The following is a 19,415-nucleotide window of genomic DNA, read 5'->3' on the forward strand; positions in this document are numbered from 1 at the left end:
CCATCAGTGATCTCCTTCAGTAGCTCTTAATGTGATTCACCTTACGCCTAAGCGAGGACCCTCCGAATAGTACGTTTGCAAGAATTTCAGTGCCATATCCGGCATGTGTAACAAGTTATTCGCAGTTGGGTCCACGGTGGCTTTCTGATCCACCGTACTCAGTGAGGCGCGGTCATACGATGTGACAACTTTGGCCCTTGTCGACGTGGAAACGCGGGACGAGTATCGACATGCTCTTCTATGAGGGCTGCATCCGTGACAGGAGCCTTTTGGGGCACGTCTGGTTGGCTGATTTCTTGTACCTGCGCATGACTGAGGGCCAGGCAAACGCTTGCGCGTCGACACTGGCCCTTCAGCGGGAGGTGTTCGTCGATTTGAGAGGCCTCGAGGGGCAGCTGGCCGGGTTAGGCTCCCTGCCGGCCGATTCGGGCGTAGACCCCGGGGTTCTTTCTGCGATAGATCAGAGCGAGAGCGATACCTGCTATGAGCGAACCATAGAACAACGTCAGAAGTATGCCGGCCAGGACCTCATTGCCCCCGATCAAAAGGGCTATGTTCTGCGTACCGATCACGGCCACCACGGCAAACCCGATAGCGGCCAGACCTGGGGCCAGCAAGCTCCTCCATACCCCCACCTGATACTGCGGATTCCGGCGGAAGTAGACGATGACAGCAACGCTGGTGAGAAGCATCAGGAGGATCAGCGGATAAGCAGCGATCCCTTCGAGAATGCCGAACAAGGACGTTCCATCTACTCCGGCAATTGCCAGTACCGCGATGAAGACCAGAGCGACAAGACTCGTGGCAAGTGAGGCCACATGGGGGGAACCATGCTTCACGTGGATCCTCCGTAGAGATGCATGGAACACGTGGTCCATGCTCAGGGAGTACATGTACCTGGCACTGATATTGTGCGTGGCAATCATGGCCGCGAAAATGCTGGTGCACACCAGGGCCAGGACGACATCGAAGGCGATCTTGCCAAGGTAAAGTGCGACGGCCCCGGTGGCGGTTCCGCTCGGGTCTTCTGCAGATGCGGCAACGACGCTGCTTGCCCCCACTCCGGTGATAAGGGCCCAGGCACTGATCGCATACATGGATCCCATGGACAAGATGGAGATGTAAGTTGCCCGCGGGATCGTACGTTCTGGATTGCGCGCCTCTTCGCGGAAGACTGCCGTAGCCTCAAAACCGGCGTAACACATGACGCCCAGCAGAGCAGCCAGGCCCACGTTTCCGGAGAAAATGTTCGACGGCAGGAAAGGCGCAGCGCTCACACCCTCGGGCCCGCCATTGACGAACGAAGCCACGTCGAAGGCAACGATGATGACAACTTCGAAGATCATGAAGACGGTCAATATTTTGGCCGAGAGGGAGATTTCAACGTAACCGAGCACTCCGACGATGGCGATCAAGACGAAGGTGTACACCCACCATTGGATGTCAGGTCCTGAGAACACGTCTGTGACCAACGACTCCAGGGATACGCCACCAAATGCGAACGCGCCTGCGAGGAAAAAGAAGTAAGCCAGAAGGGCCAGGAACGATGCGCCGAGTCCGAGCGGTTTGCCGAGTCCTGCAGTGATATATGCGTAGAACGCACCTGGATTGGACAGGCGCCTGCCCATGCTCGTGAATCCGACAGCGAAGCAAAGCACTAACGCGCACGCCGCCAAGTATGTGACGGGGGTTCCGAGTTGATTCCCGGAGCCGATGATGAAGGGTATCAGGCCCACGAAGACAGTAAGAGGCGCATTGAAGGCCAGGACGGTGAAGACAATCCCCGATGTTGTCAGATTGCCGGTAAGCCGTTTCGTCGCCACTCCCTCAGGCGGCGATTCAGGGATTTCTTTCTGTTCATTCACAGTTGTCATTTCTATGCTCCAAAAATTATGGCCGGGGTAAGCCGGGCCTTGCTGCGGAGGGAATGCAGTCGATGCCGGCATGGCTGGCCGGGCTGCGTCTCGACATGTTGTGTGCGCTGCCTACCCGTACGCTCCTCAGGATCAGCTGATGCTCGTGTTCTCTAGGTCGGCACCGGCGCCGTTAGTGGTGTACCGGCTGATCGAATGTGCGCTGGGTCTCATTTCTTACATCAAGAAAACCACCTGACCTACAGCAGACCAATAGTGGCAAGTTACATATCTTTGATTTTTTTCATACGGATGTCTAAAGCTAGCCGTGCGTTGCGGCAGGCCTGGTTCAGGCCACGGGTTTGGGACTTCGGCGCTGGGACATGGGAACGATCCCAGAGTGATGGGCTCGGGTGTCGAGGCTGGATGGCTCCAACATTTCTTTGCCACGGGCTCACCCCCACCACAAAATCGACGGATCCGGCATTGATATGAAAAGGATTATCTTTTGTGGCATTTTCAGCATGGCTGCAGTGGTCTTGCTCGCGTAAGTTCGAGTCTGTTCAGCTACCGGATATGGCTTGTCTATCCGATGCTCTCTTGTCAATTACCCGAGGGCGCTTCCTGGCCGCCCAGGCCGCGCACCGAAATCCTCTAGGAGTACTGTGGAGCACGTCACCACCCGCGAAGTGATTCTTTCCCTCAGCTGCCAAGACACCGTGGGCATCGTCCACGCCGTCTCAGGCTTCCTGGTCGAACACGGTTGCAACATTCTCGCCAGCCAGCAGTTCGATGACTCGTCGATCAAACGGTTCTTCATGCGCGTCCAAGCTACCTACCCTTCCGAGGTCGCCGTTGGTGAGCTGAAGGCAGCCTTCCAGACGACGGCGGACAAGTTCGGCATGAACTGGACCATGTCCGACGCAGCCGACCGGCCCCGGGTCGCACTCCTTGTCTCCAAGGCTGAACATTGCCTGAACGACTTGCTGTTCCGGTGGCGGTCCGGGCAACTCAAAGTCGATTTCCCTTTCATCGCATCCAACCACCAAACACTCCAACCCGTGGCCGAAGCGCACGGTATCCCCTTCTTCCACATCCCTGTGACACCCGAGACCAAAGAGGCAGCAGAAGAAAAGCTTCTTGCCTTGATCGCCGAACACCAGGTCGATCTGACCGTCCTGGCCCGTTATATGCAGGTCCTCAGCGATGACCTCTGCAGCGAACTTGCCGGCAAGGCCATCAACATCCATCACTCTTTTCTTCCCGGCTTCAAGGGTGCCAAGCCCTATCACCAGGCGTTCGACCGCGGCGTGAAACTGGTCGGCGCCACGGCTCATTACGTGACCGCCGAGCTTGATGAAGGGCCCATCATCGAGCAGGAAGTGCTTCGGGTTGGACATGACTACAGCCCGGCGCAACTGGCAGTCACCGGACAAGATGCTGAACGGCTAGCCCTGGCACGTGCCGTGCAATGGCATGCCGAACAGCGGGTCCTGCTGAACGGCAACCGCACTGTCGTTTTCAACTAACGAATCACCCTTGCGCCCCTCGCGGTGCACCGATCAAACAGAAGTGAGAATTCCTATGGACCGCCTCGTCGACCGCTCCATCAGCGCCAAAGCCTTCACCGAGACCTCCCGCGATCCGCTTCCGCCCCGGGTCCGGACCGTCATCGTGGGAGGTGGGATTGTAGGAAGCAGCATCGCCTATCACCTGGCTGCTGCGGGCGAGAGCGACATTCTCTTACTTGAAGGCAATGTTCTCGGCAGCGGCACCTCCTGGCACGCGGCAGGCCTCGTAACCGGCGCCCGAGGATCATCCACAATGACCAAGCTCTCAAAGTACGGCTTGGAGTTTTACACCCAGTTGGAGCAGATGTCCGGGATTGACGTGTCCTTCCAACGGTCCGGTTCCCTCAGCGTCGCCCGCACGCCCGGCCGCGTCGATGAACTCCTCTACGCCAAGGACGTAGCTGATCAGCAAGGCGTCCGCACGGAGTGGCTCACAGAAGACCGTTTCCATGAGGTGTGGCCGTTGGCCAGCCACGCAGGCGTCCTTGGTGCGCTTCTGCTGCCGGATGACGGACACATCAACCCGGGCTACGCCACCATAGCCTTCGCCAAGCTTGCCCATCAGTTGGGCGCCCAGATCCGTGAGAGTGTCACGGTCGAGAAGATCCTGCGTGAGAACAACAAGATCGTTGGCGTCCTCACTGACCAGGGCGCCGTCCACTGTGATCGTGTGGTCCTCGCCTGTGGCTTGTGGACCCGGGATTTGGCCGCAACAGCTGGCGTTCACGTGCCGCTGTACGCAGCCGAGCATGTGCACGTCAGGACCGGGCAGATCGATGGAGCAGCGCCGCAGCTGCCGGTATTCCGGGACCTGGACAGCAGCTACTATTTGCGCCATGAACAAGGCCGGCTGCTGGTAGGTGCTTTTGAACCCGACGGGCTACCCCGCCCGGTCGAGGATATCTCCACAGCAGGCTTTGCCGAATTCGACGCCAACTGGAACCACTTCGCTCCCATCCGGGCGAAGGCTGAAACCACGGTGCCCGCCCTGGCGACAGCTGGATATGACCGCTTTCTCAACGCTCCCGAGAGTTTCACCCCTGATGCGAATTTCGCCCTCGGAGAGACCGCTGAGGTATCGAATCTGTATGTCGCAGCCGGTTTCAATTCCCAAGGCATCATTTATGCCCCCGGCGTAGGCAAGGAACTCGCAGAGTGGATTATCTCAGGGACGCCCCGTTTCGATTCATCCAGCGTAGACGTGCAGCGGTTTTCCCGGCACCAGAACAGCCGTAGGTACCTCAAAGCCCGCACCAAGGAAGGGCTTGGTCGGCTCTATGCCATGCACTGGCCAAACCTTCAAATGGACACAGCTAGGAACGTACGCCGCACTCCCCTGCACTCCAGGCTGGCCGAACTCGGAGCATGCTTTGGCGAGGTCAACGGTGGGGAACGCGCCAACTGGTACGGAGACCCCGGCACGTATCCGGCCTACGACTATAGCTACGGCCGCCCTGGCTGGTTCTCCCGCGTCGAGGAGGAACACAAAGCCGCCCGCGAAGGAGTCGTGCTCTTTGACCTGAGCCCCTTCGCGAAATTCGAGGTGGCCGGGCGTGACGCGCTGGCTGTTTGCCAGCAAGCCTCTACCGCCGACGTCGACGTTGAGGTGAACAAGGCGGTCTACACCCTGTTCCTCAACGACTCTGCAGGAATCGAGCTCGACGGCACCATCACGCGCCTCGAAGAGGAACGCTTTCTCGTTGTCACTCCCTCCTTTACACAGCAAAAGACCCTTGCCTATCTGAAGCGACTGGCCAAGGGCCGGGCCGCCTCGGTGTTCGACTGCACAGCCGCCCTGGCCACGATCGGAGTCATGGGACCGAAAAGCCGGGAACTGCTTTCCCGGATTTCACCGGAGGACTGGTCCGACGACGCCCAGGGATACACCCATGGCCGGACCGTTGAAATTGCCGACGGCTACGCCTACAGCCTGCGGGTCAGCTTCGTAGGTGAACTCGGCTACGAGCTGTACCCCAGTGCTGATCTTGCAGTGAACATTTTCGATGCCCTCTGGGACGCCGGCCAGGACTTGGGCATCCGTCTGGCCGGATACCACGCCCTCGATTCGCTCCGAAGCGAAAAGGGATTCAGGCACCTTGGACACGACATCGGCCCCATTGACGATCCCTACTCGGCCGGTCTTCGCTTCACCGTTGCCCTGGATAAACCCGGCGGCTTCGTTGGCAAAGAGGCGTTGCTGAAACTCGATCCCGCCACACCCGAGCATCGCACCGTGTATGTTGCCATCGACGATCCCGAACCGGTCTTTGTTCACGACGAAACCGTCTATTGCAACAACATTCCCGTCGGCCGGATGACCAGCGGAAGCTACGGCCACACACTTGGCCGTGCGGTAGGCATTGCAGCAATCGACCCCGAAACGGACCTTACCGGTTCATTCGAAGTCCAATGCAAGGGCCGACTGTACCCGGCCACCGTCTCGCGCCGTCCGTTCTATGACCCCAAGGGTGAACGTCTGCGCGGCTGACACCCGAGGCAGTCCGCAGTTCCCCTCAGGGAGCTGCGGACTCCCCCGTCAAGGGCCCGGACAGCGGAGCCCTATGAGCCACACGAAAGGACTGACCATTGTCAGAGAATCTGATGGAACGTGAAACATCCGTTGCCCTGCGCGGCACGGGCCGCGTTCTCGACGGCAAAGCAACCGCAGCAAGCATCAAGGCAGAACTGGGCGGACGCGTCGCTGCGCTCAAAGACGCCGGCATCGCTGTCGGGCTGGGCACCGTTCTGGTCGGAGACGACCCGGCAAGCCACTCCTACGTAGCTGGAAAGCATCGCGATTGCGCTGAGGTCGGGATCGAATCCATCCGCCGGGATCTTCCTGCCGACATTTCACAAGAAGACCTCGAAGCAGTCCTGTTAGAGCTCAATGAGGACCCTGCCACCACCGGGTATATCGTCCAGCTTCCCTTGCCGGCACACATCGACCAGAACGCCGTCCTGGAAAAGATTGCCCCCAACAAAGACGCCGACGGGCTGCACCCAACCAACCTGGGCCGACTCGTGCTGAACGTCGGAGAAACCATCGATTCGCCCCTCCCCTGCACGCCGAGCGCCATTGTCGAGCTGCTCGAACGGCACAACATTGCCCTGACCGGGATGGAAGTGCTCGTGATCGGGCGCGGCGTAACTGTCGGACGGCCCTTGGGCCTGTTGCTGACACGTCGTGCCATCAACGCCACTGTGACCCTGGCACATACGGGCTCAACTGACCTTGGCAGGCTGATCGCCCGCGCGGATGTAGTCATTGCCGCAGCGGGCGTGCCCGCTATCGTCAAGACCCCCCAGCTCAAGCCAGGAGTGATTGTTCTGGACGTGGGAGTGTCTCGGAGCGTTGACGAGGCCACCGGTAAGTCCAGGCTGCAAGGTGATGTCGAGACCGGCGCCGAAGCGGTCGCCAGCTGGTACTCACCGAATCCCGGTGGTGTTGGTCCCATGACCCGGGCCATGCTCCTCGTCAATGTCGTGGACATAGCCGCACGAACAACTCCGAACGGACAGTAAACCAGAAGGAATTCGTCGTCGGCAGGCGAAGCTCGCAACAAAGCTCACCCACATAAACCCTGCGCAAGCCCACGACGAACAGCGACGGCTCAAGAAAATTGAGGTCATCGCAACAGATGCCCCGCCCCTTAGGGAGCGGGGCATCTCTCGTCTCTGCCCGAGCCTGCTGCTGTGACAGGAGGCGTTTAAACCGCTGCAGCGCCGGCCGTTCCAAGGCCGGCGCTGCAGGTTCGGACTTTCAAATCGCGTAGAGGGTCAAGGGATCGTCTCGCAGGTGCAGCGACCGGGACCCCGGTTCGTTGCGGAGCCAGATAATGCTTCCATCCTCAAAAAGCGTATCCACGAGTGCACGGGTGACTTGGCCATCACCGTTATCCACCTGAACCGGTTGACCCGGGCTGAGGTCCGTCCAGTCGGAGATCTCGTTGACCAACGGGCGGTTCACTGTGCCCATGTCTTCCCCTTCGTCCCGGTCGTGTCAGGGCCGATCCAGACGGTCTTCATGTTAGTGAATTCGCGGATGCCTTGGCGGCCGAGTTCGCGTCCATACCCCGATTTCTTGATGCCACCAAAAGGAAGACGCGGGTCAGAGACCACCATTCCGTTGACGAAAACCGCTCCGGCATCCAGTCGGCGCACGACTGCCTTTGCTCTGTCCGTATCTCGGGTCCACAAGGAAGCGGCCAGTCCGAACTCGGTCTGGTTGGCCAGTGCGATTGCTTCTTCGGTGGACGAGACGCGGGTGATAGCAGCTACCGGGCCAAAGGTCTCTTCGTCAAAGGCGGCGTGCCCCGGAACGACCCGGTCGATGATCGTTGGCGGGTAAAAATACCCGAGCCCCTCAGGCAGTTCTCCACCCAGCAGGAGCCGTCCTCCTGCCTCCAGGGTGCGCTGGACCTGATCGTGAAGTGTGGCGCGGAGGTTTTCTCGGGCCATGGGTCCCATGTCGGTGGCAGGGTCAAACGGATCGCCAAGGATAAGTTCCCGAGTCTGGATCACGAACTCGGCAACGAACTCGTCGGCGATCTCTTCATCGACGATGAAGCGTTTGGCGTTGATGCATGCCTGTCCCGCGTTGGTGAAGCGGGCCCTAACTGCGGTCCGTGCGGCGTCCTTGATATCCGCATCGGATAAAACGATGAACGGGTCGGACCCACCGAGCTCCAGGACCTGTTTCTTGAGGGCCGCTCCGGCCTGGGAAGCGACGATGGCGCCGACTTGAGTGGAACCGGTGAGCGCGACCGCGGCGATCCTGTCGTCAGCGATAATAGCAGCGACCTTCTCTGGTTCGATCAGGACCGTGGCACAAAGACCAGGGGCCAAACCCGCCTTGTCGAGAATGTCCTGTACGGCCAACGCTGAACGGGGCACGTTGTTCGCATGCTTGAGGATCGCGCCGTTCCCGGCCACTAGCGCCGGGAGCGCGAAGCGGAAGAACTGCCAGAAAGGATAGTTCCATGGCATGATGGCCAGCACGACGCCCAGCGGCTCGTAGACCACACCGCTTTCCTTGACGTCGGCGTCTATGCTTTCGAAATCCAAGAACCTGACGGCGTTTTGGGCGTAGAAGTCCGCGGCGACGGCGGACTTTTCAATCTCGGCCCGAGCCTCGGAAATAGGCTTGCCCATCTCCAACGTGATCAGGTGCGCGTATTCGTTGACGTTTTCACGTAGGATCTTGGCTGTGTTCCGGAGGATCTGTACGCGATCCTCAACGGATACCAGCCGCCAGGCCTTCTGCGCGTCAACGGCGGCAGTAAGGATCCCGTCGATCTGGAAGTATGAGTGCGTATCGAACGTTTGAAGTTGTTTGCCCGTAGCCGGGTTGATCGTGGAGATCATGGGATTCTTCCTTTGGGAAAGGGGGATAAACGTCCCGGTGTTGAACCAGTCCGGGCAGCCGTGGGGAAAGTACTGCCGCCGCGTTCTGAATAGGTATTCCAGTCAAGACACGGCGGCAGGAGGTGCTGGATTCACCAGCACCGTTGCACCTGGAAGGTCATCCATCCAGTCCTGTCAACAAGTTTGAAAACTTGTTGTGGTCCGATGACCTCATGTGTTGCGGGGTCAGGCTCCAGCGGCTACGTAGCTGTGGGAGTTCTGGACGGCAGCTTCTTCGCTGCCCTGTGCACCACGCCAGGCTTCCTTGTCCTTATAGGGGAACCACCAGAAGTCGTGGCTGGAAGCTGCCGGATCGATCATGACGAGTTTGGTGTGACGGAAGGTGTCGAGCCCTTCGGCGCCCAGCTGGCGGCCAATGCCGGACATTTTGCGGCCACCGAAGGGTCCTGCATCGTTGTCGAGGATCGGCGCGTTGACCCACACCATGCCGCTAACGATTTCGTTGGTGGCTCGGGTGATCTCTTCGATGTCCTTGGAGTACAAGGTAGCGCCGAGACCGAAAGGCGAGTCATTGGCGATCTTCAAGGCCTCTTCGAAGCTCGAGACCTTATAGACCGGAGCAACGGGTCCGAACACCTCGGTGGTGAAGATGTCCATGTCCGGGCGCAGGCCCTCCAGGACTGTGGGCGCGTAGAAGAACCCGTCCTGCAGCTCCCCGCCGAGGTTCAACCTGTGTCCGCCGATGGTGACGGCGGCGCCTTGCTCAACGGCCCGGGCGACCAGCTGCTCTACGCGGGCAACCTCACGTGCGTTTTCCATCGGGCCGAAATCGACCTTGTCGAGGCCGTGGCCGATCCGCAACCGCTTCACGTTAGCGACAAACGTTTCCATGAACTGGTCGTAAACGTCCTCATGGACAAGGATCTTCTCGGCAGAGGTGCACACCTGGCCGGCGTTGAAGAAGGACGCAAAGGTAGCCGCGCGGGCTGCCACGTCAATAGGGGCAGACGGCATAACCAGGAAAGCATCACTGCCCGAAGCTTCAATCAGATGCGGCTTGAAGTGCTCAGCACAGGCCCGTGAAACAGCCTGGCCGGTCGCAACACTTCCGGTGAAGGCAATCATGTGGGTGTTCTTGTGGGAGACGAGCTGCTTCGCCGTGTCGGCACCACCGGAGACACACTGGACCAACCCAGTAGGCAGGTTCCGGAAGACCCGCATGAAGGAAAGAGTCGTCAGGGAGGCGTTTTCCGAGGGTTTGACGATCACAGAGTTGCCCGCTGCCAGGGCAGCTGCCGCGGACCACATCAGCAACAGAATGGGGAAGTTCGCAGGAAGGATGCTGACCACCGTGCCCATGGGCTCCTTCAAGGTGTAGTGGGTCTGGCCGACAACAGAGGTGCCCAGAACCGAACCAATCGAGTGCCGACCGAGTTCTGCGTAATAGTCCACTGCAGAACCTGACCAAGCCATTTCGTCAGAGCTTTCCTTATACGGCTTGCCCGTTTCACGGGTCAGTAGTTCAGCAATTTCGGGTGCGAGCTTCTTCATCTCCGCTGCCACTTTGTGCAGCATCTCGGCACGATCCAGTGCCGTATAGGCGTACCATGCCTTCTGCGCAGCGTTGGCGGTAGCAACGACGGCTTCAATGTCGTCGTGGCCGACCTCAGCCATTTGGCCGATGACTCTATTGTTGGAAGGGTCCACGACATCGCGGCCCTGCGATACGGGGATGTACTCTCCGTTATGGAAGAAGGTGTTGCTAACTCGAGCGAATTCGAGATTGGCATTCATGAGTGGTTCCTTACGTTGTTCATTGGTATAGGCAAAGAGTGGTTGGGGCGCTGCCGGCGGCTCTACTGTGCCCGGACGATCGAGTAGGACTTGACGAGCTCTGTTTGCACGCTCCAGCGGCCCGCCCAGCCCTCAGGGAGAGCCACAATTGTCCCCGCCCGCAGGTTGGTTTCCTGCCCTTGGTCATCGATAAGTTGGCCCTGGCCGTCAACGATGTGAATGAACTCCCTGTAGCCAGTCAGCTTGGTGGTGAATTCGCCAGGAGTGACCTTCCAAAGGCCGGCTTCCGTGCCAGGATCGCCGTACAGGACCAGAGTGCTTGCCGAAGGGGCACCGGAGAGGACGCGCTCCGGGCTTATAGGCACCTGCTCGGGCCACTGGATATCGTCTGTAGTTGCTACGGCCGCGTTCATGCGCTGGCCGCCTCAACTTTGAGACCCTGGACAGCATTCCTGATCCTGACCGCCGCTCGTTCGCCGCTGCGGAGTGCGCCTTCCATCAGGCCGGTGAAGTCAGGATCAGCGTACTCGCCGGCGAAGAGGAGGTTGCCTACCGGGCGTTCCAGTTCTTCCGCATCAGTTCTTCCTCCGCCTGGGGCGAAAGCTGCATAAGCGCCGCGGGCGAGAGGATCGTTGCGCCAAACCGTGGCGACGGCGTCACTCTCACTGAAGTCCAGTTCCGGGCGAATGTGCCGGGCATGGGTTATCCACGCGTTGAAATCCCCGTCGCCTTGTGCCCGGTCCAAAGCGCCAGGAGAGCCCATAAAGGAATTGAGCACAGGAGTGACCGAACCGGTATTGTCCTGCGCAGTCCATGTCCAGAAGCGGCCGTTCGTTGACATCACCGCGCTCGTTGCCGGGACGGATCGCAGCGGGAGGTGAAGCTTGGCCGCATCCCCTTGCAGTACCCGGTTCAGTGCGCTGGTCTTCCATTCCGGAACCGACAGGGCAAGAGTCGCTTGGTCCCGCACGATGGACAATGGGAGCGCCACGACGGCGGCGTCGAAAGTCGCGCTGCCTGCCGATGTTTCCACGAGGACTTCTTCGCCGAGGTCTGTAACCGCGTGAATGGTTTCCCGGTAGTGCACCGAGTCGCCGAGACGGGCAGCCAAGGCTTTAGGAAGCTCCTGGTTTCCGCCGCTGATCCTCCAACTCGGACGCGGCTCGAAGGATGCAATGTGCTCAAGAGTGTCAGCGCTGACTTGATCTGCCGCGACAGCGGTGGAGATTTCGATACGAGCGCGAAGTGCATCCACGAGCCGATCATCGCAGTCCAAACGTTGCAGGACCTTTTCTGCGGACGGTGGTGAGGGGTAGGTTCGGGCGATGGCGGCAGCTGCTCGGCCTGCTTCTACCACGTCTTGCGTGCTGATGTCGGGGGTGTCCGCCAGAGCACGAACGTAGTAGCTCATGCCGGTGTCAACCAGGGACAAGCCGGTCAAATCAAGCAGGCGCCGCATCGTCGTGTAACCATGCAATACGAACTCGGCGCCCCGTTCGATAACGCAGGGTTCTTCGCGCCCGGCCGTGATTGATTCTGACCAGACGCGCCCCCCGGACCTGTCCCTGGCCTCAAGAACGGTCACATCGAAGCCATCGGCTCTTAGCTGCGTAGCAGCTGCCAAGCCTGCAAGTCCAGCTCCCAAAACCGCGATGCGGGAACCCTGACGAAGGGCGCTCATGATGCAACGTTCATCGTGTGGACCAAAGCCGTTCGCGCTTGGCCACCGATTCGCCATACTGCGGTCCGCTGCATGGAGAAAGGTGCAGTATCTGGTGACATGTCGGAGCCATCTCCTTTGACGATTCTATTTGTTGTGTGACTCACACTAGTAACCGCAACGCAAGAGAAGTATGGTACAGACGTAAGAAATTTGATGCTTATTAGTGTTGCAGTAAGGTTTTTGCATGGAACAGTCAGTGTTGACCGTCAACGATCTCGTTAGCACTCAAAGCTTGGGCACCCGCGTACTGGCCGGAGCCGCCGGCTTGGAACGCCAGGTTCTCTGGGCGCATAGCTGCGAACTTAACGACCCGGCAAGGTGGCTCGGTCCGCATGAATTGCTGATGACCGTCGGGCTCTGCGTCCCGCATGGTGCCAAGGAGCAGAGCACCTTCATTCAAAGACTCAATGAAGCCGGGCTGGCAGGCGTCGCACTAGGTGACCACCCCAGCCTGCCCCCGTTGACACAAGAACTCCTCGACGAGGCCGACAGATTGGGATTCCCGGTCCTGCTGACAAACGAGGAAACACCGTTTGCCGCGATAGGGCGCACGGTTGCAGCCGCCACGGCCACCACCCAAACACTCCAGGTCCTCAAGCTGAGCAAGCTCTACCAGCTCTCGACCTATGCCCATGCGGACCCAGCACGCCTGATGGACGACCTGCAGGCACTCTTTAGGTCCAGGCTCACCGTACTTGACACCCAGACCGGATTGACGATCATACAAGGACCGCCATTGCCCACGCTGACATCAACGGCACGGCAACGCTCTTATACACTTCCTGGTGAGCGTGGCGTGAAGTTAGTAGTTGCAGAATTCCCCGGGGAAGAGGTCAGCAGCTTCCTGCTCATTCACATCCTGCAGGTCGTTGACGTAGCCGTGAGTCAACTTTTGACCACAATCCGGGAAAGGGCCGATCGCTCTAAGGTCATGCTTGAGGCGATTCTGGAAGGACGGATACCTGAGAATATCGACGACGTCCTCAAACCGAATGCGATGGCGGAGGGATACAAACTAATAGCCATCAAGACCGAAGACGGTCCGAAAACAGCGAGGGCAGTCTCGATTGCTGCCCTGCCTGTACTCACCGGAACAGGGCGGCACTCCTATTTCCTAATGGTGCCGGAACCGGCCCTTCCGGATACACGCAAACTTCTCGAAGATCTCGGGATCCGCGCCGCAGCATCCTCGACATACCTGGATATCCGCGATGCAAAAGTCGCAGCCGAGGAAGCACACAAAGTCTTGTCCTCCGGCGGGACGAACGACAACTGGGTCGACTTCACCGGCGTACCTGTATCGCTTCTGGCAAGATCCAGGAAAGAAGCAGACAGTATTGTCCGGCAGGTACTCGGAAGCCTTGCAGACCTGGACCCGAAAACGACGGCCCTAAGGGAGACCCTCTTTAGCTTCCTGAAGAATGACCGCCGCTGGAACGAAACTGCCGCTGAGCTGGGCATCCATCGACAGACACTGTCTTACAGGCTTGCCAAAATAAAAGAGACAACCGGGCGGGACACCTCTACCTCTGCAGACTTCGCCGCACTCTGGCTGGCATACCAAGCATGGCTTTCCTACCCACCAAGCGCTGCACAACAACGACCAGCGCTTCGCCGGTAAAGGCCCCAGCTACTGCGATCGCCAGCCAGTTGCCCGTAATCCCTAGCTTGCTCCTCGTGGCTGACCTTCCCCGAAAAGACGGGCCTGTTCGACCAGTTCCGTCATCCAGGGTCGATGGCCCTGTCGAAACGTCAGACCCTCGGGCAGGCCTTGAGCGGTAGCCTGGGAGCCGATGACTTCAATAGTGATGGGACCTCTGCCTGTCGGTGCGTTGATGATGTGCAGATCGCCAAATGACTCCGGAATAGCCGGGTCCATCCACAAGCCCCCTCGGGAAACATGGGCGTCGTAGCGCAGCAGGCTCATGACCAGGTGTATCGGCGTCGTGGCAGCCCACGCCTGGGGCGAACAAGCGGCGGGATAAGGTATGGGCTGCGGAAATTCATCCCGACCGAATCCGCAGAACAGCTCCGGAAGACGGCCATCCGAATACTCAGCCGCCTCAAACAGAGCTACGGCTATACGCTGTGCCTCGGCCACGAATCCATATCGCACGAGGCCGGTGGCTATGATCGCGTTGTCGTGCGGCCACACGGAACCATTGTGGTAACTCGCCGGGTTGAAGGCCCCCATGTCACTCGCCAAAGTCCGCACCCCCCAGCCACTGAACATTTCTGGCGACATCAGACGGTCGACAACGAGGGGCGCCTTATCCTCATCCACGATCCCCATCCACAGGCAGTGGCCCATGTTCGATGCGCAAGCGTCAACCTGCCGTTTCTTTGCATCCAGCGCAATCGCGTAATAGCCGCGTTCCGGCATCCAGAACTGTTCGTTGAACTGCTTCTTGAGTCGCGCAGCCTTTTCCGCCAACTCGGACCCCAGAGAGTCATCGCCGGCGTCGTAAGCCATCCAAGCACGCGAAAGATATGCGATATAGACGTAGGCTTGGACTTCGCACAGTGCGATGGGAGGTTCCGCGAGAGTCCCATCGGCGAAGTTGATGCCGTCCCACGAGTCCTTCCAGCCCTGATTGATCAGTCCCCGCTCGTTAAGACGCTCATATTCAACAAAGCCGTCACCGTCTTTGTCACCGTAATCGCGAATCCAGGACAGCGCGCGATCCGCATGCGGCAGCAGGGCAGCTACCGTATCGGAGGCAAAGCCCCAACGACTAAGCGCCCCTATGGTGTTCACGAAGAGGGGCGTGGCGTCCACACTGCCGTAGTAAACGGATTTACCACCCAATGACAATCCACTTGAGACACCGAGCCTGACTTCGTGAAGAATCTTTCCAGGTTCTTCCTCCGTCAGCGGGTCTACAGCCTTGCCCTGGCGGTCGGCAAGGGTCTGCAAAGTGCCAAGGGCGAGAGAGGGGTCCACAGGAAGCGCCATCTCAGAAGCCCACAACGAGTCACGTCCAAATAGAGTCATGAACCAAGGGGCGCCAGCCGCCACAACAACCCGCTCCGGTTGATCAGGATCTTCAATCCTCAGAGCGCCCAGATCGTCATAGCTCCGCTGTAAAGTGCGTTCAACAGAACTGTTGCCCATACGCATTGCCGGGATCTTGGCTACCCACTCCTGTCGGCGGCGATCCTGGGGGGATAAGCCCTTTTCATCCGATCCCCTGAACGGTAGTGCCTCCCTTCCCTCAACTGCGGGGACAACGGTCAGTCCAGTGGTCCAGGAATCGCGCGGTGAAACGACCGCCTGATAAGTCACACTCCGAGGCTCGACGACAGCACCGGCGGTATTAATGTCAACGCCCCTGCGGACCTCTTCCCAAGCCGCCCGAATTTGTAGTGAATTTTCGTTCGCTTGGTGGGTTTTGTCCCAGCGGTGCTGAATCCTCGCCTCCTTAACCTCGAACAGATCAGCAAAATCCGCTTCTACGCTAAACCGAATGACACAATGGAACGGCTCCGACGAATAGTTGCGCACTGTGATCTGCTCCAACATTCCCTCACTCACCTCCCGCAGTCGTTCGACAATCAGAGAGCTGTCCGCATGGCCGTCGGTTCGAGGGACACGGCAAATAAACTGGGCCCTATAGGGTTCCTTTCCCCCCGCTGCCAAAGGCTCAAGAGCCAATCCGTTGATCGTGAGATTCCAGCAAGAGATGATCCGCGTGTCATGGACAAACAATCCGTGCGGAAGTGCCGGATCCATGTCCCCATTCGGAGAAGAGATACAGAAGGACGAACCCTCCACCAAGGTAACGGCTCTGGATCCGGGCGTACCTGCCAATGTATCGGCATTCCATCCAGCCACGTGCAGTCCCTTCAACGGCTGGTCAGTTGGGTGCCAACGGAGAACCTTCGAGTCCCGCTCAAGCCTTCGTCCTTCGTCGCTAAAATCGACGCTACGCCTGACTTCCTCCCGGCACCATAGCTCGATGAGGTGCGACTGAGGCTGGCAGTTTCCCTCAAGACAAGATGGCATTGATGGCGGCATCCGACCAGCGACGAGGGCCAGCCGCCGCACGAGGTTCGTTGTCCTGGGCGGTAAGTTCCCACATGGGAGGTGAACGACCGTAAAGTCCCACGGCTAAACCCGTAATACATGGGAACTGGCTACACCCCAACCTGACGTCGGCCACGCCTCGATAGGACGTCAGGCAAGGATCCAAACCGCAATTCTCTGACACCCCACGAACGGTGTCTTAGCCCCTAACCTGACACCCTAATCAGAGTCACCTGTTCAAAATAGGCGCAGCGGCACACCCGGCAGCGGAGGAACGGCGGGCATCTTTCCATCGGCGGGCACCTTCCCACCGAAGCGCCACGGCGTACCCGGCGCCAGCCGTGACTATCCCTACCCCACCAGATTCTCCGCCGCACCATCCATGTGGGAAATGATGGTCTCCCGCGCCTTCGCGGCATTACCGGTTTCGATCGCAGCGACAATGTCGTGATGGCGGCCTACGCTCATGTTCCGCGTGGCGCGCTCCAACCCGGCAAACATGATGGACATCCGGATGGAGCCCTCCAGGGATTCCCACGAGTGCAGCAGTGTCTCGTTTCCGGACAGGCGGCAGAGGGTGCGGTGGAATTCGAGGTCGGATTCGATCCGTTCCTCCAGGGATGCCTTCGCGGCCTTGTCCATATTGTCGACTGCGGCACGCAGTTCCGCGAGCGCGGTCTCCTTGTCCGGCATCTCGCTAAGGGTGCGGGCGGCGAGTGATTCAAGGACTCCGCGGACAGCGAAGATGTCGCGGATCTCCTTGACGTCGAGGTGCCGCACGGAAAGCCGACCCCGGGCACCGGCGGAGACCAGGCCTTCCTGCTCCAATTGACGCAGGGCTTCCCGGAGTGTGCCTCGGCTGATCTGCAGCATTTCAGACAGTTCGGTTTCCACGAGGTGCCGGCCGGGCTCAAGCTCACCGCTGGTGATCGCACTACGCAGAGCGGCGAGTGCCTGTTCGCGCAGGCTCTTCTTCTCCAGTCCCAGCAGGGATGCGGTGACGGCCATCGTGTGTGTCCTCAAATTCTATTGGCGACTGCTAACAGTCCGGTGTTAACTGTTGATACTACGGGCAGCGGTGCGGGACCGGCAGTAATTGCCGATCCCGCACCGCTGTCAGAGCAAGAATCAGCCCAGTTCAGCCAGCACCTTGGCTACGATCCGGTCAACAGACAAGCCGTAACGTTCGTGCAGCGTTGGCAACGCACCGGCGTCGAGGAATTGGTCCGGAAGCGCGATGGGAACCACGCGCTTGCCGAGACCGGCGGTTACGACGGCGGACGCAACGGTTTCGAACAGACCGCCAACAACCGTGTGGTTTTCCAGCGTGACGGCCAGGCGGTCGGTGTTCAGCTCGGCCAATACAGTGTGGGAGTCGAACGGCTTGATGGTGGGCGCGTGCACCACGGCGACATCCACGTTGTGCTTAGCAAGCGCATCCGCAGCCTGCAGGGCACGCATGGTCATCAGGCCTGAGGACACGAACACCACGTCGTTGCCTCCTCGCAGGACTTTGGCCTTGCCGAGCTCGAACGTGTAGTCGTACTCATCCAGGACGGTGGGCACGTTGCCGCGCAGCAAGCGCAGGTACGTTGGCCCGTCCGAGGCCGCAAGCTGCGGGACAGCCTGCTCAATGTCCACCGAGTCGCAGGGATCCACGATGGTCAGGTTGGGCATGCCGCGGAAGATCGCCATGTCCTCGGTTGCCTGGTGGCTCGGTCCGTAGCCGGTGGTCAGACCGGGAAGCCCACCAACAATGTTGACGTTGAGGTTCGGCTCGGCGATATCCAGGCACAGGAAGTCGTACGCGCGGCGGGCGGCGAACACCGAATACGTTGACGCGAACGGAATAAGTCCCGTCTCCGCCATGCCTGCTGCGGCTCCGAAGAGTAGCTGCTCCGCCATGCCCATTTGGAAGAACCGGTCCGGAAAGGCCTTGGCGAAGATGTGCATGTCCGTGTACTTGCCAAGATCGGCGGTGAGTCCAACAATCCTGGAGTCAGCCTCAGCTGCCTTGACGAGCGCGTGCCCAAACGGCGCCGAAGTCGTCTTCTGGCCGGGGTCCGCGAAGGACGCGATCATGGCCGAGGTCTTCAGCTTCGGCTTGGCCGGCGAACCCGGCGAACCCGCCGAACCAGCCAGGCCGGCCGAACCCGCCACACCCGCCGCCGTCGTAACTGTGCTCATACGGAAGCCGTCCCTTCGTATCCTGCGGTCAGCTGCTCGCGGCAGATCTGCCATTCGTGTTCTTCAATGCGCATGAAGTGCGCCTTTTCGCGGGTTTCCAAGAGCGGCACGCCGCGCCCAACTTTGGTGTCGCAGAGGATCACTGATGGCCGCCCGACAGCAGCTGACTGCGAACTGATGTTGTCGAACGCTGCCAGCAGCGCACCGACGTCGTTCCCGTCCACCCGCTGCGTGTACCAACCGAACGCTTCCCACTTTTCGGTGACCGGCTCGGTGCGCAGCACGGTATCCGTGGCGCCGTCGGCTTGCAGGGCGTTGATGTCCACCATGGCGGTGAGGTTCCCGAGCTGGTGGTGGTGCGCGCCCATGGCGGCCTCCCACGTGGAGCCCTCATCCAGCTCACCATCGGAGAGGAAGTTGATCACGCGGGACGCGGAGCCCTGAAGACGCAGGCCCAAAGCCATTCCGACGGCGATCGTCAGGCCGTGTCCCAGCGAACCGCCGGAGATCTCCATGCCGGGCGTGTAGGTGGACATCCCGGACATTGGGAGGCGGGAATCGTCGGAGCCGTACGTTTCGAGCTCAGCGACAGGTACGATTCCGGCTTCGGCCAATGCTGCGTAGTGGCCGATTGCGTAGTGACCCGTGGAGAGAAGGAAGCGGTCGCGTCCCTCCCAGTGCGGGTCGTCGGCACGGTATGTCAGCTGGTCGGCGTAGACGGCAGCCAGCATGTCAGCCGCGCCGAGGGCCTGGCCAACGTAACCCTGGCCTTGGACCTCGCCCATGGTCAGGGCGTGGTGGCGGATGCGGTAGGCGGCGGCACGGATGCGCTCTACCCGCTCGGCCGCGGGAGCGGCCGTGGCTGTTTCAACTGATGAGAGAGTCACTGGTTTCCT

The 19,415-nt window shown here is 59.8% G+C and carries 14 protein-coding genes; 4 read left to right on the plus strand and 10 right to left on the minus strand.

Going from position 1 to position 19,415, the window contains the following annotated elements:
• Positions 1–404: 404 nt before the first annotated feature.
• On the minus strand, positions 405–1,874 hold the full coding sequence (locus AC6I99_RS21895) for an APC family permease (RefSeq protein ID WP_224165871.1): 1,470 nt from the start codon (positions 1,872–1,874) through the stop codon (positions 405–407).
• 644 nt (positions 1,875–2,518) lie between these two features.
• Between AC6I99_RS21895 and purU the strand changes: the two genes are divergently transcribed.
• From purU to AC6I99_RS21910, 3 genes are all read left to right on the plus strand, one after another.
• Positions 2,519–3,382, plus strand: a complete 864-nt coding sequence (gene purU, locus AC6I99_RS21900) for a formyltetrahydrofolate deformylase (RefSeq protein WP_224092635.1) — start codon at positions 2,519–2,521, stop codon at positions 3,380–3,382.
• 55 nt (positions 3,383–3,437) lie between these two features.
• Positions 3,438–5,912 carry a GcvT family protein gene (locus tag AC6I99_RS21905; RefSeq protein ID WP_224092633.1) on the plus strand — a complete coding sequence of 825 codons (2,475 nt, stop codon included), beginning with the start codon at positions 3,438–3,440 and terminating at the stop codon, positions 5,910–5,912.
• A 113-nt stretch (positions 5,913–6,025) separates the two neighbouring features.
• Positions 6,026–6,946: a bifunctional methylenetetrahydrofolate dehydrogenase/methenyltetrahydrofolate cyclohydrolase gene (locus AC6I99_RS21910; RefSeq protein ID WP_224093935.1), complete on the plus strand. Its 921-nt coding sequence runs from the start codon at positions 6,026–6,028 to the stop codon at positions 6,944–6,946.
• A gap of 238 nt (positions 6,947–7,184) precedes the next feature.
• Here AC6I99_RS21910 and AC6I99_RS21915 read toward each other — a convergent pair whose 3' ends face one another.
• From AC6I99_RS21915 to AC6I99_RS21935, 5 genes are all read right to left on the minus strand, one after another.
• On the minus strand, positions 7,185–7,400 hold the full coding sequence (locus AC6I99_RS21915) for a hypothetical protein (protein ID WP_224092623.1): 216 nt from the start codon (positions 7,398–7,400) through the stop codon (positions 7,185–7,187).
• Positions 7,388–8,788: an NAD-dependent succinate-semialdehyde dehydrogenase gene (locus AC6I99_RS21920; protein WP_224092622.1), complete on the minus strand. Its 1,401-nt coding sequence runs from the start codon at positions 8,786–8,788 to the stop codon at positions 7,388–7,390. The genes AC6I99_RS21915 and AC6I99_RS21920 overlap by 13 nt, the downstream gene beginning before the upstream one ends.
• 225 nt (positions 8,789–9,013) lie before the next feature.
• Positions 9,014–10,582 carry an aldehyde dehydrogenase family protein gene (locus tag AC6I99_RS21925; RefSeq protein ID WP_224092620.1) on the minus strand — a complete coding sequence of 523 codons (1,569 nt, stop codon included), beginning with the start codon at positions 10,580–10,582 and terminating at the stop codon, positions 9,014–9,016.
• Positions 10,583–10,644: 62 nt separating this feature from the next.
• Complete coding sequence (locus AC6I99_RS21930) at positions 10,645–10,995, minus strand: cupin domain-containing protein (RefSeq protein ID WP_224092618.1); 351 nt, start codon at positions 10,993–10,995, stop codon at positions 10,645–10,647.
• Positions 10,992–12,263, minus strand: a complete 1,272-nt coding sequence (locus AC6I99_RS21935; protein ID WP_275964888.1) for a flavin monoamine oxidase family protein — start codon at positions 12,261–12,263, stop codon at positions 10,992–10,994. The genes AC6I99_RS21930 and AC6I99_RS21935 overlap by 4 nt, the downstream gene beginning before the upstream one ends.
• Positions 12,264–12,489: 226 nt before the next feature.
• On the opposite strand from AC6I99_RS21935, the gene pmfR reads away from it, so the two are divergent.
• Complete coding sequence (gene pmfR, locus AC6I99_RS21940) at positions 12,490–13,926, plus strand: transcciptional activator PmfR (protein ID WP_224092615.1); 1,437 nt, start codon at positions 12,490–12,492, stop codon at positions 13,924–13,926.
• Between the two features lie 42 nt (positions 13,927–13,968).
• Here pmfR and AC6I99_RS21945 read toward each other — a convergent pair whose 3' ends face one another.
• The 4 genes from AC6I99_RS21945 to AC6I99_RS21960 all read right to left on the minus strand — a co-directional run bounded on the left by AC6I99_RS21945 (position 13,969) and on the right by AC6I99_RS21960 (position 19,406).
• On the minus strand, positions 13,969–16,140 hold the full coding sequence (locus AC6I99_RS21945) for an amylo-alpha-1,6-glucosidase (RefSeq protein ID WP_224092613.1): 2,172 nt from the start codon (positions 16,138–16,140) through the stop codon (positions 13,969–13,971).
• Positions 16,141–16,683: 543 nt separating this feature from the next.
• Entirely contained in the window at positions 16,684–17,340 is a 657-nt protein-coding gene (locus AC6I99_RS21950) for a GntR family transcriptional regulator (RefSeq protein ID WP_224165872.1), read from the minus strand.
• Between the two features lie 120 nt (positions 17,341–17,460).
• Positions 17,461–18,519 carry a transketolase family protein gene (locus AC6I99_RS21955; RefSeq protein ID WP_497943996.1) on the minus strand — a complete coding sequence of 353 codons (1,059 nt, stop codon included), beginning with the start codon at positions 18,517–18,519 and terminating at the stop codon, positions 17,461–17,463.
• Entirely contained in the window at positions 18,516–19,406 is an 891-nt protein-coding gene (locus AC6I99_RS21960; RefSeq protein ID WP_224165873.1) for a transketolase, read from the minus strand. The genes AC6I99_RS21955 and AC6I99_RS21960 overlap by 4 nt, the downstream gene beginning before the upstream one ends.
• Positions 19,407–19,415: the final 9 nt, after the last annotated feature.

It is taken from the genome of Arthrobacter sp. TmtSoilC77 (genome assembly GCF_059739415.1).